This window comes from Chryseobacterium wanjuense (assembly GCF_900111495.1).
GTDB classification, from domain to species: Bacteria; Bacteroidota; Bacteroidia; order Flavobacteriales; family Weeksellaceae; genus Chryseobacterium; species Chryseobacterium wanjuense.
Genome location: NZ_FOIU01000001.1, coordinates 880,079 through 895,381, shown reverse-complemented (window position 1 = coordinate 895,381; position 15,303 = coordinate 880,079). Strand labels below are relative to the sequence as shown.

At 36.8% G+C, this 15,303-nt stretch carries 12 protein-coding genes; 4 read left to right on the top strand and 8 right to left on the bottom strand.

The annotated features are described in order from the left end of the window. Window positions 1-3: 3 nt before the first annotated feature. The 3 genes from gndA to BMX24_RS04015 all read right to left on the bottom strand — a co-directional run bounded on the left by gndA (window position 4) and on the right by BMX24_RS04015 (window position 3,646). Complete coding sequence (gene gndA, locus BMX24_RS04025) at window positions 4-1,422, bottom strand: NADP-dependent phosphogluconate dehydrogenase (protein ID WP_089790779.1); 1,419 nt, start codon at window positions 1,420-1,422, stop codon at window positions 4-6. Between the two features lie 239 nt (window positions 1,423-1,661). After that, a complete protein-coding gene (locus BMX24_RS04020) occupies window positions 1,662-2,381 on the bottom strand; it encodes a hypothetical protein (RefSeq protein WP_089790778.1) in 720 nt (239 codons plus the stop codon). An 86-nt stretch (window positions 2,382-2,467) separates the two neighbouring features. Next, on the bottom strand, window positions 2,468-3,646 hold the full coding sequence (locus BMX24_RS04015; protein WP_089790777.1) for an acetyl-CoA C-acyltransferase: 1,179 nt from the start codon (window positions 3,644-3,646) through the stop codon (window positions 2,468-2,470). Window positions 3,647-4,512: 866 nt separating this feature from the next. Between BMX24_RS04015 and BMX24_RS04010 the strand changes: the two genes are divergently transcribed. The 4 genes from BMX24_RS04010 (at window position 4,513) to BMX24_RS03995 (ending at window position 7,623) form a co-directional block, all read left to right on the top strand. Continuing rightward, window positions 4,513-5,598 (top strand): NADH:flavin oxidoreductase, encoded by a 1,086-nt coding sequence (locus BMX24_RS04010; protein WP_089790776.1) that lies wholly within the window; start codon window positions 4,513-4,515, stop codon window positions 5,596-5,598. A 216-nt stretch (window positions 5,599-5,814) separates the two neighbouring features. After that, window positions 5,815-6,180 (top strand): DsrE family protein, encoded by a 366-nt coding sequence (locus BMX24_RS04005; protein WP_089790775.1) that lies wholly within the window; start codon window positions 5,815-5,817, stop codon window positions 6,178-6,180. 77 nt (window positions 6,181-6,257) lie between these two features. Continuing rightward, on the top strand, window positions 6,258-7,142 hold the full coding sequence (locus BMX24_RS04000) for a helix-turn-helix domain-containing protein (protein ID WP_089790774.1): 885 nt from the start codon (window positions 6,258-6,260) through the stop codon (window positions 7,140-7,142). A gap of 13 nt (window positions 7,143-7,155) precedes the next feature. After that, window positions 7,156-7,623: a nucleoside deaminase gene (locus tag BMX24_RS03995; RefSeq protein ID WP_089790773.1), complete on the top strand. Its 468-nt coding sequence runs from the start codon at window positions 7,156-7,158 to the stop codon at window positions 7,621-7,623. A gap of 84 nt (window positions 7,624-7,707) precedes the next feature. On the opposite strand, the gene BMX24_RS03990 is transcribed toward BMX24_RS03995, so the two are convergent. The 5 genes from BMX24_RS03990 to BMX24_RS03970 form a co-directional block, all read right to left on the bottom strand. Beyond that, a complete protein-coding gene (locus BMX24_RS03990; protein ID WP_089790772.1) occupies window positions 7,708-9,117 on the bottom strand; it encodes a TolC family protein in 1,410 nt (469 codons plus the stop codon). Between the two features lie 6 nt (window positions 9,118-9,123). After that, the gene (locus BMX24_RS03985; protein WP_089790771.1) at window positions 9,124-12,306 is read right to left on the bottom strand and encodes an efflux RND transporter permease subunit; all 3,183 of its coding nucleotides are present in this window, start codon (window positions 12,304-12,306) and stop codon (window positions 9,124-9,126) included. A 9-nt stretch (window positions 12,307-12,315) separates the two neighbouring features. Beyond that, window positions 12,316-13,509 (bottom strand): efflux RND transporter periplasmic adaptor subunit, encoded by a 1,194-nt coding sequence (locus BMX24_RS03980; RefSeq protein WP_089790770.1) that lies wholly within the window; start codon window positions 13,507-13,509, stop codon window positions 12,316-12,318. 73 nt (window positions 13,510-13,582) lie between these two features. Then, window positions 13,583-14,188: a TetR/AcrR family transcriptional regulator gene (locus BMX24_RS03975; RefSeq protein ID WP_089790769.1), complete on the bottom strand. Its 606-nt coding sequence runs from the start codon at window positions 14,186-14,188 to the stop codon at window positions 13,583-13,585. Between the two features lie 12 nt (window positions 14,189-14,200). Further along, window positions 14,201-15,289, bottom strand: coding sequence for an NADH:flavin oxidoreductase (locus BMX24_RS03970; protein WP_089790768.1), 1,089 nt, complete (start codon window positions 15,287-15,289; stop codon window positions 14,201-14,203). Window positions 15,290-15,303: the final 14 nt, after the last annotated feature.

Genomic DNA, 15,303 nt, shown 5'->3' with positions numbered 1-15,303 from the left:
AAATTAGTTGTTTAGGTTTTGCCATGAACTATGAAAAATTCCTTCTCTGTCGATTCTTTGGTAAGTATGTGCACCAAAATAATCACGCTGAGCCTGAAGCAGGTTTACAGGTAAAGATTCTGTAGTGTACGCTTCGAAATATCCTAAAGCTGTCTGAATTCCTAAACTTGGAATTCCATTTGATGCAGCAAAAGAAGCTGTTTTTCTTAACGAAGAAATTTTATCTTTTACGATTTCTGAAATTTTCTGATCCAATAAGATATTAGATAATTTATGATCTTTAGAATAAGCCATATAGAATTTTTCTAATAAAACAGAACGAATGATGCAGCCACCTCTCCAGATTTTTACAACATCTTTTAACGGAATTTCAAACTGATATTCTGTAGAAGCTTTTACCAGTAATGCCAAACCTTGAGCATAACTGATCAAGGTAGCCAAATATAATGAATCTCCTACTTCTTTAATGAACAATTCTATATTTTCCGGTCTTTTCATTTCTCCCTTAGCATATAATTGAGATGCTTTCACTCTCTCATCTTTATAAGCGGATAAAATTCTTGAAGTTACCGCAATATCGATAGTCGGAATCGAAACCCCGATTTCCATTGCCTGCTCTGAAGTCCATTTTCCGGTTCCTTTTGCCCCTGCTTTATCTAAAATCTGATCGACAAGAAAACCGCCTGTGAAATCATCTTTTTGAAGGAAAATATCTCTGGTAATTTCAATAAGGAAAGAATTCATTTCACCTTCATTCCATTTTTTGAAAACTTCATACAATTGATCGTTGTTCAGGTTTGCTCCTTTTCTCAGCAAATCGTAAGCCTCAGTGATTAACTGCATGATAGCGTATTCGATTCCGTTGTGAACCATTTTCACATAGTGTCCCGCGGAACCTTTTCCCATGTAAGCTGTGCAAGGCTCATCATTCACTTTTGCTGATATTAATTCTAACATAGGTTTAACTAAATTAAAAGCTTCCCAATCTCCACCGGGCATAATACTTGGCCCTCTTCTTGCCCCTTGTTCTCCTCCTGAAACTCCCATCCCCATAAAATGAAGGTTTTTAGCGGCTAAATCAGCAATGCGTCTCTCAGTATCTTTGAAATAAGAATTTCCTGCGTCAATTACAATATCTTCCGGGTTGAGAAGTGGTGTAATACTTTCAAGAACAGCATCCACCGGCTTTCCAGCAGGAACCATTAAAATAATTTTTCTCGGACTTTCCAAAGCTGATACAAAGTCTTCCAGAGAAGCTGTTCCTCTAACCGATGTTCCCGGAGTTGCCCCATTGTGAAGTTCTTTTACCTTTTCCTCATCCAAATCGAATCCTACGGTAGAAAAACCATTATCGGCAATATTGTAAAGCAGATTTCTGCCCATTACTCCAAGACCGATAACCCCATAATTATACTTTTCCATTCTTACTTAAGATTTATTTTTACAAGTCAAATTTACGGAAATGCATTTCATTAAAAAAAAATTAGCAACTATATATTTGAATGTATCAACCCAAAAAATAGAATTTTATTTGTTTTTATAACATATCTAGTTTAATTGTATAAGAGTGGCAGGATTACTTTTTTATATAAATAAATATGATCCGGCACTTTCAAATATATCGTTGCCATATATAATATTACTTCATTACTTCTTTATTTTTATGTCAGACTAATATTACTAAAATTTATGGAGACTAAAATAGGCTCTGGCTGCAATGATGTATTATCTTCTTGACGAATAAATACCCGTCTTTTGGTTGGAAATTGAATACCCTGCACTGTCTGATATTCATATAAATAATGTGCACCTGCCGCATTTCCGGAAATTTCCACATTATAATCATGTCTTTTGATTAAACCATTTTTATCTATATAAAAAGTTTGGACACGACTATGTGTGGCAACATGTTCAGGAAAGATTACCTGCAATCTTCTGTAAGTTTCCCCATCTTCTTCCCAAGGTTCAATCTCGGTTACCTCATATTCCGGGTCATTAAAACAGAATGGAGCATTAAAGTAAGTCCACATGGCATACCCTGCAAAATAAAAAGCTTGAAGACGTGACCAAGGGGTATCCCGGGTGTATTTTTCAAAAGATTCTCTGGGGTTAGATAGTTCTTCTAGAATTTCACCATGCGTGGCTTTAGTATATACAAGATGCGGTTCAAAAATAGTTTCCCATTCTTCTTTTACCGAAACAAATGATACTTTTTGCTGTTTGAGATCAACTTGGACATTAGCATCCTTTAAAATTCCAGGTTGTTGTTTCCTCTCCCAAGTCAGACCTTCTACATTTATATGGGCGGACACTTTATTAAATTTATTCCAGTTTTCGAGGCCTCCGTGGCCTTCTATTGCAAATTTCAATAGATCATTCATAATTATTTTTATTTGTTAATTGTACTTACGTTGAAAAGTATACATGTTGTTCTTGTTCTTTTCTGAGTATTCATAGATAAGTAGATTTATATGTTCAAATTTTGAATAACAATAGCCGAAGCTCCGCCTCCCCCATTACAAATGCTTGCCACACCATACTTACCTTTTTCCTGTTCCAAAATACTGAGTAGAGTTACTATAATTCTTGCTCCTGACGCCCCAATTGGATGCCCTAATGCCACTGCCCCTCCATACAAATTGATTTTTTCAGGATCCAAACCTAAAATTTGCTGATTAGAAAGAACCACAGAAGCATATGCTTCATTAATTTCTACATAATCTATTTCTGATAAATTGAGATTAGCCAATCTAAGAGCTTTTGTTATGGCAACTGAGGGTGAAGTAGTAAACCATTCGGGTGCTTGTGCTGCATCAGCATAAGAAACTATTTTTGCCAATGGCTGAAGATTGTATTTCTTAATTGCATCTGCAGAGGCAAGTATTAAAGCAGCTGCGCCATCATTTAAATTACTTGAATTGGCAGCCGTGAGTGAACCATCACTTTCAAAAACAGGTTTGAGTTGCGATACCTTTTCTGGAATTAATTTATAAATGTCTTCATCCCTGTCGATAATAATCTTTTCTTTTTTAGATGAAATACTTATTTCTATCAATTCATTTCTGAATTTACCTTTTTCAGTGGCTTCCCTGGCTTTTCTGTATGATTCTAAGGCATAATTATCTAGTTCCTCTCTGGTTAAACCATATTTTTTTACCCCAAGTTCTCCGGCGCTTCCCATATGAAAATCATTATAAACATCCCATAATCCGTCTTTTGTCAATCCATCGATGAGTTGGGCATCTCCTAATTTCAGAGCTTTGCGTAAAAAAGCATAATGTGGTACATTACTCATGCTTTCCATTCCTCCCGTAACAACAATTTCATCTAGGCCCGTCTGTATTTGCTGTGCCCCTAAAATAGTTGCTTTTATTCCCGATGAACAGACCTTATTAATGGTGGTTGCATCCTTATCATAAGGTATCTGTGAAAATACCGCAGCCTGTCTAGCTGGAGATTGCCCAAGTCCTGCGCTTAACACATTACCCATATAAACACTGCTAATCCATTCCGGATCTAATGAAATACTTTCATAAGCATTTTTAATAGCTAATGCTCCCAGCTGTGTTGCAGAAAACTCTGCTAAATTTCCTAAGAAACCTCCAACTGGAGTCCTTTTAGCAGATACAATAAATACTTCATTCATTCTGAAAAAAAATATTAAAATATACCGATCGGTATATTATTGGTTAAAAAAATTTTACTAAATCTCGAAATAATCAATTAAACAATCACTGATGAAAAATTTTTCTCAAAATATTTCCACGTGAATTGAATACACACCAAAAAGTATATCTCAATAATCTTGACATTATTTTCATTCTTCATTTAAAAATATACTTAATATGCATGTTGACTATATTTAATATCACAAAGTTAACAATTTTATACCGATCGGTATAAAATTGTTTTAATTTTTTTTTCTTATATATTTTATTCATAAAAGCACTTAAAAAAAGCTTTAGCTTATTAACTTATTTAATGAATTAAAGCGTTATATGTCGAACACCCCGTGCTTAACTGCGGAAACTAATGTTCAAAAAAATTAAATGAGTGTAATACAAAGAATAATGCTAGAGCAGATACATGTTGTTTTAGGAAACCAGGGTTCTCATTCCTGTATGTTTAAATTTCCGTTTATCAAATTTCATTTAGATACAATTCCATTTTGTGATTCTTTCAATAGAATGTGACAAAAATTAGGCAACTATATTTGGATGTACCGAACAAAAAAAATAAATATTATTTGTTTTATAACATATCTAGTTTAATTGAGTGGCAGAATCGACATTTTTATAAAAATATGATCTGCACATTCATGTATATCGTCACCTTTAAAAATATTAAAATGGATCTTAAATAATTTTGTGGAATAAAATATAATGATACCTAAAACTCTTTATAAAAATATCCATTATATAATTAAAAACATCCATTTTTACTAACTGCCTGAAAAACCAACTTTGCAAACAGACAAAACTTATCTAAATAAAAACATAAAATTTAAACATAATGTCTGTTTCTGATTTATTTAAACCCCTTACTTTTCTTCACGGCCCCGTCATGAGAAATCGTTTTATGATGGCTCCATTGACCAGCCAGCAAAGTGATTTCGACGGTACTGCATCAAAATACGATCAATTCTGGATGGAACAATTGGCACAAAGCGGTTATGGTTTGATTCAAACCAGTGCTTCAACAGTAGAAGCCGGAGCGATTGCATTTGAACGTCAGTTGGGCATCCACAGCGATAAACATTTGCCGGGATTAACGAAGATGGCCACAGCAATTCGTGAAGGAGGTGCATTGTCTGCGGTACAATTGCATCACGCTGGACACAGAGCCGTGCCATCTTTAGGCGGAATTCCCGCTCCTGCATCAAGCAAAACATTAAAAGATATCAAAGCCATTTCAACGGAAGAAGTAGAAAGAATCCGTGATAGTTTTATTGAAGCGGCAAAAAGAGCGCAATTGGCCGGATTTGACGGAGTTTCTGTTCACGGTGCTTTTGGTTGGATACTGTCTGAATTTCTTTCACCAAACCTTAACGACAGGAAAGATAAATATGGAGGAAGTGTAGAAAATCGTGCTCGTTTTACGATTGAAGTGATTGAAGGAATTCGAAAAGCTTGTGGAAACAATTTTCAAATCGGTTGGCGTTTGTCGATTGAGCGATATGGATTGCGTTTGGAAGAATTACGTGAAATTACTGCCAAAATTTTTGATAAGGAATTGATTGATTATCTGGATTTGGCACTTTGGGATTCGGCTCAGCTTGTAAGGGAAGGAGCTTTTCAGGGAAAAACGATGTTGAGCGTTTTTACAGAACTTCCAAGAAAAGGTGTTCGTTTGGGTGCTGCCGGGAAAATAATGAGTGCACAACGAGCCGGAGAATTATTAGATGAAGGATGCGATTTTGTCTTAATTGCAAGAGCCGGAATTCTTCAACGGGATTTTCCGCTTCAGGTAAAAGCAAATCCTATGTATGATAGCCCAAAATTGCCCGTAACGGCAGATTTTCTTCGTGAAGGCGGGCTGAGTGAACGTTTTATCGAAACGATGAGAGGCTGGCAAACTTTTGTAAAGCCTGGGTCATAACAAATTTAAATTTCTTAATTAGCAATCAAATAAAGCGAACTTTTCATGAGAGTTCGCTTTGGTTTTATCAATAAGTATTGGTGAGTTTTAAAATTATTTATGCTAAAATAATTAATGAAATTATTTTAAAAAAATCTCCATTACAAAGTGAAAATCATCCATTCTTTAGCGGGCTATATTCCTACATCTTTGCAGTGTAAATTAAATTTTTATACAATGAAAAAAACAGCAATTATTATTCTTTCTGATCCTAAAAGTGGTTCGGAAGAGGCATTGGGAAGAGTGTTTAACGCTTTAGCTTCGGCTTACGAATTCAAGCACGCAGGTGAAGATGTTAAAATCATTTTTCAGGGAACAGGAATCAGATGGCCGGAACAATTGGAAAAAGCAGACCATCCGGTACATGGGCTTTACAATGAAGTAAAGGATTATGTTCACGGTCTTTCGAAAGGTTGTGTTGCGGTATTTGGAACGGAAGTTTCAGGCTATGAGTTATTGAACGAAAACGAAGTTCCGGGAACTCCTGGTCTGCCAAGTTTCATTAACTTGAGAAATGACGGTTACGATATTTTGATTTTCTAATCTTGTTTTGAAACTGCCCTTTGAAATTTTTCGGAGGGCAGTTTTGGTTTAAAAATAATAATTAAATTGCAGGTACAATGTTATCACAATCTGTCTATACGCTCGTGAATGAGCAAAACGGGAATCTGGCTTTCAAGCTTTTTGAGTTTGATAACAACAGTTATTTTGACCATATTCAGCGGAACAATTATTTTACATTAATCCTGATTACTTCGGGAGAAGGTACTGCAACGGTTGACCTTTGTGATTATTCATTCAAGGAAAATACGCTGTTTGCATTTTATCCTTACCAGCCTTTTATGTTACAGTCCGCGAAACCGATCATGGGAATTTCGATACAGTTTCACCACGATTTTTTCTGTATTTACAGGCATCATAAGGAAATTGCAGCCAATGGAATTTTGTTTAATAATGTTTATCAACAGCCATTTATTGTCTTAAATGAATTCAGTAAAAACTCTATCTTGAATTTGATTAACGGAATCACCAATGAACTTAAAAATGATGCTTTCAGAAAGGATGAAGTTTTGATTTCTTATTTAAAAATTTTATTGGTTACTGCTACAAGAATTAAACTCGAACAGCAAACAATTCAAAATTCTGAAACAGTCAATATCAAGCAACAATTTATCATTCAGAATCTGAAAAATGCGATTGAGGATCATTTCCGAACCAAACATTCAGCCAGTGATTATGCGGATTTACTGAATCAGACTCCGGCTTCTTTGGCCAGAATTACAAAAAATCATTTCAATAAGACGCTTTCTGATTTGATTACCGAACGGATTATCGTCGAAGCCAAAAGGGAATTATATCTTACGGACAAAACGATTAAAGAAATTGCCTATGAATTGGGATATGAGGATGAATATTATTTCAGTCGGCTTTTTAAGAATAAAACGGATATTTCACCTCAGATTTACAGGAATACCATTGGTTTTAACAGAGGTGCAGAATCTTAAATTAAATTAAAAAATGAACAATTATAATCAATATATGCTTGAATGCATCGAACTTGCAAAACAGGCTTTGGAAAAAGGAAATCCGCCGGTTGGTTCTGTATTGGTTTTTGAAGATAAAATTATCGGCAGAGGAATCGAATCCGGAAAATCCAGCGGAGATATTACACAGCACGCCGAGATTTTAGCTGTGAAAGATGCTTTGAAAAATGGTTACCGAGAGATTTTGGATAAATCTGTGATGTATTCAACGCACGAACCTTGCATTATGTGTTCGTATCTCATCAGACATCATAAAATTGCAAAATTGGTTTTTGGAGTTTCAGTTCCTTTTGTTGGCGGACAATCTTCTGAATTTAAAATTCTGGAAACGGAAAATGTTCCGAAATGGGGCAATAAGCCTGAAATTGAATCGGGAATTTTGCAGAATGAATGTGAGATTTTGAATGAAAAATTTACAGAATATCTTTCGAAGCAAAAATAATTTTAATAAAAAAAAGTAAAAGCCTTTCAGATTTGAAAGGCTTTTGTGTAAAATATCAATCAATACTCCAGGCTAAGTCGAAAATTATTTCCAGCCACCTCCTAACGAACGGTATAATCCGACAACAGCATTTAATTGTAAGGTTTTAATGTTTACTAAATCCAATTCACCTTGTAACAAATTACCCTGCGCCGTGATGACTTCTAGGTAATTTGCCATCCCACTTTTAAATAATAGATCTGCATTTTTTGAAGCTTGTTGTAATGTCTGAACTCGTTTTTCAGCAATAGAATATTCTTCTTTTAGCTTTTCAATTTTCACCAATTCATCAGAAACTTCTCCGACTGCATTCAGAACAGATTGACGGAAATGAATCACTACTTTTTCTCTATCGATTTTTGCCAGTTCAACATTCGTCTTCAGTTCTCCTCTTTGAAAAATCGGCTGCGTAATTCCACCCGCAACCATTCCAAACAGAGATGCAGGAATATTGAACCAATTACTTGCTTTGAAAGAATTGATTCCTCCACTTGCGGAAATTGTCAGCGACGGATATAAATTCGCTGTAGCAATTCCGACTTTTGCATTAGCAACATTTAAGGCAAATTCTGCACTTTTAATGTCAGGTCTGAAGCTTAGCATTTGTGATGGAAAACCTGTATTTAAATTTTCCGGAATTATCATTCTGTCCAAACTGCTCTTTCTATTTATAGCTTTTGGTAAAGTTCCGATTAAAACACTTAACGCATTTTCCTGTAAAGTAATTTGCTGTTCGAGTTTTGGAATGAGCTTTTCTGCATTCAGTTTTTGAGCCTGAGTCTGCTGAACTGCCAAAGAAGTCACCTGCCCGGAATTAAACTGTAAATTGACAATTTTCAATGTGTTTTCATTAAGTTCTAAATTCTTTTTGGCAATCTCCAACTGCTCATCAAGCATCAACAGGTTATAATAACCTTGTGCAATATTCGCTACTAATCTTGTCTGGATTGCCTTTTTTGCTTCCTCAGTTTGTAAAAAACTAGCCAATGCACCCGCTTTTCGGTTACGGATTTTACCCCAAATATCAGCTTCCCAAAGTACACTAACTCCTGCGTTGTAATCCTCAATATGATTGGTTCCCATAAACTGGCTTAGTGTAAAACCGTTCATACTGTTATCAGAGGGTCGGTTTGAACTGGCAGAAACCATCGCTTTTACTTCCGGCAAATTGCCTAACTTAGACTGTTTGTACAATAATTCTGCAGCATCAATATTTTTCAAAGCAATCTGCATATCATAATTTTTTATCAAAGCGGTATCAATCAGATTTTGAACCGTTTCATCTTTAATAAAATCTTTAAACGGAACAGAACCAATATTTACTGAGTCTTGCTCAACAGCATCTGTTCTGAATGAGTTCGGTGCCACATCAGGCAATGAAATATCTTTTGAAACGGTGCATCCCACAAGGAATGCACACATTGTCAATATTATAATTAAATTAAATCGTTTCATATTATTTTATTTAACAGGTTCTTCAACAACATCATCATATTCATCTTCCTGAGAATTTTGAGATAATTTTTCCTGTAAAAAACGGAAAACAACAAATAACACAGGAATAATCAACAATCCTAAAACTACTCCCGAAATCATTCCCCCAGCAGCTCCAATACTGATGGAATGGTTCCCCTGAGCCGATGGACCTGTCGCATACATCATGGGAATTAAACCCACAACAAAAGCCAGTGAAGTCATAATAATCGGTCTAAGTCTTAGTTTTGCGGCTTCGATCGCGGCTTCAGTTAAAGATTTTCCTGCTTTTCTTTTCTGTACGGCAAATTCCACAATCAGAATAGCATTTTTAGCCAATAATCCAATCAACATCACCAACGCAACCTGAATGTAAATGCTGTTGGCAATTCCTGTTAAACCAATCGCTGCAAATACTCCAAAAACACCTACAGGAATGGAAAGCATTACCGCTAAAGGAAGAATATAGCTTTCATATTGTGCTGCCAAAAGGAAATACACAAACACCATACACAGAATAAAAATAATGGTCGATTGTCCGCCGGAAGCAATTTCTTCTCTTGTCTGACCCGAAAATTCGTAGCTGTAACCTGTTGGTAATTGTTTCTCCACAACTTCCTTCACTGCATTAATAGCTGCACCGGAGCTGTAACCCGCTTTCGGAATCGCATTGACAGAAATTGAATTAAACATATTGTATCTTGAAACGGTTTCGGAACCATATATCCTGCTTAATTTCACTAAAGTATTAATCGGAACCATCTCTCCATTTTTGTTTTTCACAAAAACCCGATCGATTGCAGATGGATCGGCTCGGTCCTGAACATCGGCCTGGACAACCACTCTGTAATATTTACCGAAACGGTTGAAATCTGAAGCCTGTGCACTTCCAAAATAAACCTGCATTGTTTCCAGAATATCTTTTACACTTACGCCCAACTGGTCTGCTTTATCGTCGTCAATATCCAGTTGTAACTGAGGGTAATCTGCATTGAAACTTGTAAATGCGACTTCAATTTCAGGGCGTTTGATTAATTCTTTAATAAACTCCTGAGAAATACCGCTAAATTTATCCAGATTTCCTCCACTTTTGTCCTGTAAAACGATATCTAATGCTTCCACGTTACTGAAACCCGGAACCGTCGGAAAACTGAAAACAAAGAAATTTCCGCCGTTGATTGTTCCCAGTTGACTGCGGATCTCATCCATCAATTTATCGATGTTTTTGAAATCACCACGTTCTTTATTCGCTTTTAATTGAACATAAATAATCCCTTTTGAGGGGCTCATTGAGTTGGTAAGAGCATCGAACCCTGAAATAGCCGTTACAAATCGGGTGGCTTCCAAGGCTTTCATTTTTGTTTCGGCAACTTTCATCACTTTTTGGGTACCATCTAATGTAGTTCCAGATGGTGTATTGACTGCAATGGCAACAAAATTCTGATCCTCTGTAGGAATAAATCCGGAAGGTATTGATCTTACCATTAAAACAGTGGCTAATGAGATCAAAGCTAAACCTCCTAAACTTAACCATTTATGACGAATTAAAAACTTCAATCCGCCTACATAACGTTTGGTCAGAGCATTAAAACTGCTGTTAAATCCGATAAAGAATTTTTCTTTAAAACTCTTTTTGGCAAGAGCTTTATGTTCTTCATTCTGAACAGGATGAACACCTTTTAAAAACAAAGCCGCCAATGCAGGACTTAATGTTAATGCATTAATGGCTGAAATGACAATCGCAATCGCCATTGTAAAGGCAAACTGACGATAGAAAAGACCTGTAGATCCTTCCATAGAACCAACCGGGAGGAAAACAGCAGCCATCACCAAAGTAATCGAGATGATTGCTCCTGAAATCTCATGCATTGCTGCGTGTGTCGCTTTTTTAGGTTTCAAATTTTCGTGTTCCATTTTAGCGTGAACGGCTTCGACGACGACAATGGCATCATCCACAACAATTCCGATAGCTAAAATCAGAGCAAATAAGGTTAATAAATTAATGGAAAAACCGAACAGCTGCATAAAGAAAAACGTTCCTAAAAGCGCAACAGGTACGGCAATCGCCGGAATCAACGTTGACCTGAAATCCTGCAAAAACAGATACACAACAATAAACACCAGGATAAAAGCTTCGATCAAAGTACTTTTTACCTGGTCGATGGATTGGTCTAAAGCTCTTTTTGTACTAAAGAAAATCTCGTGCTTAATCCCTTTCGGAAAACTTTTCGAAGCTTTGTCCATCGCTTCTTTTATGGCAATCTGTGTCTCGTTTGAATTGGCTCCCGACAATTGTAAAATACCAAGAACAACTCCTTTTTTACCACTTAATCGTGTTAAACTATTATAGGAAAAAGAGCCCAATTCTACTTTAGCGACATCTTTCAAACGAAGGACAGACCCATCTGAATTTGATCTTATGACAATATTTTCATATTGGTCAGGTTTTGTCAATTTTCCTTTATATTTAATCACATATTCGAAAACCTCTTTACTGTGCTGTCCAAATTTTCCCGGTGCAGCTTCAAGACTTTTATCCTGAATCGCCTTCATCACTTCGCTTGTCGACACTTTGTAACTACTCATCTTGGAAGGATTTAACCAAACTCTCATTGAGTAATCTTTTTGTCCGCCATACAAACTTGCAGAACCGACACCCGGAATACGTTTAAGTTCTGGAAGAATATTAATTTCCGCGTAATTTCCTACGAAAGTCTGGTCGTATTTAGATTCATCTTCGGTGTATAAACCGATCCCCATCATAAAAGTTACGTGCTGTTTTGAAGTGGTGATTCCCTGTTGAACCACTTCAGCCGGCAAACGACTCAACGCCTGTGAGACACGGTTTTGTACATTAATCGCCGCTTGATCGGGATCTGTTCCGAGTTTAAAATAAACAGAGATTGATAGCGTCCCGTCATTACTTGCAGTAGAGCTCATATACGTCATATCCTCTACCCCATTGATAGATTCTTCCAACGACGGAGCAACTGAACGGAGAACCGTTTCTGCATTGGCTCCAGGATATAGGGCACTGACCATTACAGAAGGCGGTGCAATGTCCGGAAATTGCTGTACCGGTAGTTTTATAAGACTTATGACTCCCATTATCACCATAATGACGGAAATAACAGTTGCCAAAACAGGTCTTTTTATAAATATTTTGAACATTTTTAAAACTTATTTTTTATTATTTAATTGAGCTATACGTGCAGTTTTCTGTGGATTGATGACTTGGCCTTCCTGTAATCTGTCGAGACCGCTCAATACAATTTGGTCACCCTGATTTAAGCCTTGTTTAATAAGATAATTTGTCCCGCTTTTTCCGATAACATCAAGAGGTGTTTTGGTAACTTTGTTACTTTTATCGACCAAAAAAACAAAGACTTTATCCTGCATTTCCACAGTTGCAGATTGCGGAACCAGAATCGCATTATTATGATTCAATCCTAAACGAAGTTTACCCGTATTTCCTGAGCGTAAGTTTCCGTTCGGATTCGGAAAACTTGCTCTGAAAGTAATGGCACCGGTGTTTTTATCAAACTGACCGTTTATCATATCCACTTTACCTTTGATCGGATAGACTGAATTATCACTTAATACCAATTCAACAAACGGTAGGTTTTTGATTCTTTCAGCGGGAGTTTTTCCTTCGTAATTCGTATTGAAAACGGTAAAATCTTTTTCAGCTAAAGCAAAGTAAACATGCACATCTCTGATATCTGAAAGCTGCGTTAAAGCTTCCTGATCTGCCGGAGAAACCAGACTTCCCTGTTTTTTAGGAATCAAACCTATATATCCACTCACTGGCGCTTTTACGTTGGTATATCCTAAATTAATCTGTGCTGAAGCAACGCTTGCTCTGGCCTGTTCTGCGTTAGCCTGTGCAATTTTGTAAGCTGTTTTGGCTGTTTTCAATTGAAAATCTGCAACCACTTTATTTTGAACCAGTGGCGTTAATTTGTCGATTTCCAATTTGGCATTTAAAATAGCTGCCTCAGATGCGTGAAGATTGGCTTTGGCATTATTTAAAGCTTCAACAAAGGGTTGGGAATTAATCTGAAACAAAGTCTGCCCCGCTGAAACATAAGCTCCTTCGTTTACCAAAACTCTTTGAATATATCCGCTTACCTGTGGACGGATTTCTACATCAACCGAACCCTGGACTGAAGCCGGATATTCTACAAAAGTAGTTTCCGAGCTCTCTGAAACGCTTCCCACAGGCACATTTGGTGGTGCATCTGCTGTTGTTTTCTCTGATTTATTTTCACAGCTTACAAGAATTGCAGCCGTAAAAACTACAATCAAAAAATGTCTCGCACTATTAAATTTCTTAATAATGTCTGATGGACTAAAATGATGAATAGCATTCATAAAATTTAAATTTGTAATGTTTTTTATTGTGGTTTAATTACCTAACAGTGTTAAGTTTTCGGACAAAAATTTTTTATTTTTTAATGGATTTTGTAATACTTTGAATAGCATCTCGTAGAATCTGTCTGTTGAGATCATAACTGATTCTTCCGTTCAGATGAATTAAATTAATAGAGATTAACCCGTGAATCATCGACCAATAGGTGTAATATTTTATGCGAACCCGTTCTTCTGAAACATTTTTTTCATCAAAATAAATGGTAATAACGTCACTCAGAATATCGTACAAATTTTCAACCTCCGGCATTGCACATTCGCTTGTGAAACAGACCATATCAACACCGTACATCAACCGATACAATTCCTTATGCGTAAAAGCGAAATCCCAATAGGCGATCCACATTGCTTCGAGTTTATCATCGGCATTTTCATTTTTATTTCGGGCTTCAATGATTACTTTTGTTAGGATGGCATATCCTCTTTTGGTTAATGCAAACAAAATAGCTTCTTTGTTGACAAAATATTCGTAAATAAAAGGTGCTGTGTATTCAATCTGATCTGCAATTTTCCGCATACTTAATGCTTGCCAGCCTTCATTTTTGGCAATATTTAAAGCTGCTGCCAGAATCTTTTCTCTGGAATCATCTTTAAAGCGCTGAATTCTTTCCTTACTTCCCATTTTTATTGATATTTAAATAGAACCTCTGGTTACGAAAGTCTGCCATCCCCGCAAATGATTGATAAAACGCTCACTCAATCCACGCTGACGAAGATATTCTGCCGGAACAGGTGTTTTGGGACTCTCATAAAATGGATTGGCTTTTACCTGAAGCGGAAAATCCCGCTGAAGAATTCCTGCCCTTGCAATCAGAACAAAATCGCTACCTTCATCCAATAATTCTCCGGCTCTTTGAGCGGTCATTATTTTTCCGGCAACACCAAGACGAACACCTTTTCGAGGAAGTTCTGTAAAGACACTCAGCATTGTTTTTCCTCTGAACTTTCCTTCCTGAACGATCTGTGCAGAATCCCATAATGCCAAATCCAGATAATCAATCAATTCCTTATCTAAAATTTCAGCAGTAATTTCACGTAATTCTTCCAGAACCAAGCCGTAACGTTCAATCGACAAACGCCAACCGATTTGAAAATCAGGACCACAGGCCTTTCGGATCCCTTCAATGACTTCAATGGTCAATCGGGCACGATTTTCTAAACTTCCTCCATATTTATCGGTTCGGTCGTTTAAATAAGGCGACATAAATTCCGACAAAATCCAACCGAAAGCCCCGTGAACGGCAACACCATCAAATCCTGCCCGTTCAGCTCTTTTTGCAGCGGCGATAAAACTATCTCGAATTCTTTCGACTTCTTCGGTAGAAATGGCATTAACACCCGGAATAGTAAAACTTGAGGCAGGAGAAGGAATTCCTCCCAATAAAGGATTGGCGCGATGTCCTGCGTGATGCAGTTGTACTGCGGATAAAGCTCCGCCCTCACGAATCGTTGCTGCCATTTGACTCAGACCCGGCAAATGGTCATCGCTAAAAATTCCCAATTGACGGGCAAAAGCGATACCTTCAGCTTCTACGTGGGTGGCACAGGTCTGAATTAATGAATAACCTCCCTGCGAAAGTTGCTGCATCCAAAACTGGTCGTATTCAGATGCTTTACCATTAAATTCACTTTGCTGGTTGGTTAACGGAGCCAGCATAAAACGGTTTCTCATCGCAGGACCGTGCAACAAAGTGAGTGGTTTAAATAAATCAGAAACAGACATATCTAAAGTTTTTT

Bases quoted from the DNA above. Each gene is read 5' to 3' on its own strand.
- gndA (WP_089790779.1), bottom strand. From the start codon at position 1,422: ATGGAAAAGTATAATTATGGGGTTATCGGTCTTGGAGTAATGGGCAGA.
- BMX24_RS04020 (WP_089790778.1), bottom strand. From the start codon at position 2,381: ATGAATGATCTATTGAAATTTGCAATAGAAGGCCACGGAGGCCTCGAA.
- BMX24_RS04015 (WP_089790777.1), bottom strand. From the start codon at position 3,646: ATGAATGAAGTATTTATTGTATCTGCTAAAAGGACTCCAGTTGGAGGT.
- BMX24_RS04010 (WP_089790776.1), top strand. From the start codon at position 4,513: ATGTCTGTTTCTGATTTATTTAAACCCCTTACTTTTCTTCACGGCCCC.
- BMX24_RS04005 (WP_089790775.1), top strand. From the start codon at position 5,815: ATGAAAAAAACAGCAATTATTATTCTTTCTGATCCTAAAAGTGGTTCG.
- BMX24_RS04000 (WP_089790774.1), top strand. From the start codon at position 6,258: ATGTTATCACAATCTGTCTATACGCTCGTGAATGAGCAAAACGGGAAT.
- BMX24_RS03995 (WP_089790773.1), top strand. From the start codon at position 7,156: ATGAACAATTATAATCAATATATGCTTGAATGCATCGAACTTGCAAAA.
- BMX24_RS03990 (WP_089790772.1), bottom strand. From the start codon at position 9,117: ATGAAACGATTTAATTTAATTATAATATTGACAATGTGTGCATTCCTT.
- BMX24_RS03985 (WP_089790771.1), bottom strand. From the start codon at position 12,306: ATGTTCAAAATATTTATAAAAAGACCTGTTTTGGCAACTGTTATTTCC.
- BMX24_RS03980 (WP_089790770.1), bottom strand. From the start codon at position 13,509: ATGAATGCTATTCATCATTTTAGTCCATCAGACATTATTAAGAAATTT.
- BMX24_RS03975 (WP_089790769.1), bottom strand. From the start codon at position 14,188: ATGGGAAGTAAGGAAAGAATTCAGCGCTTTAAAGATGATTCCAGAGAA.
- BMX24_RS03970 (WP_089790768.1), bottom strand. From the start codon at position 15,289: ATGTCTGTTTCTGATTTATTTAAACCACTCACTTTGTTGCACGGTCCT.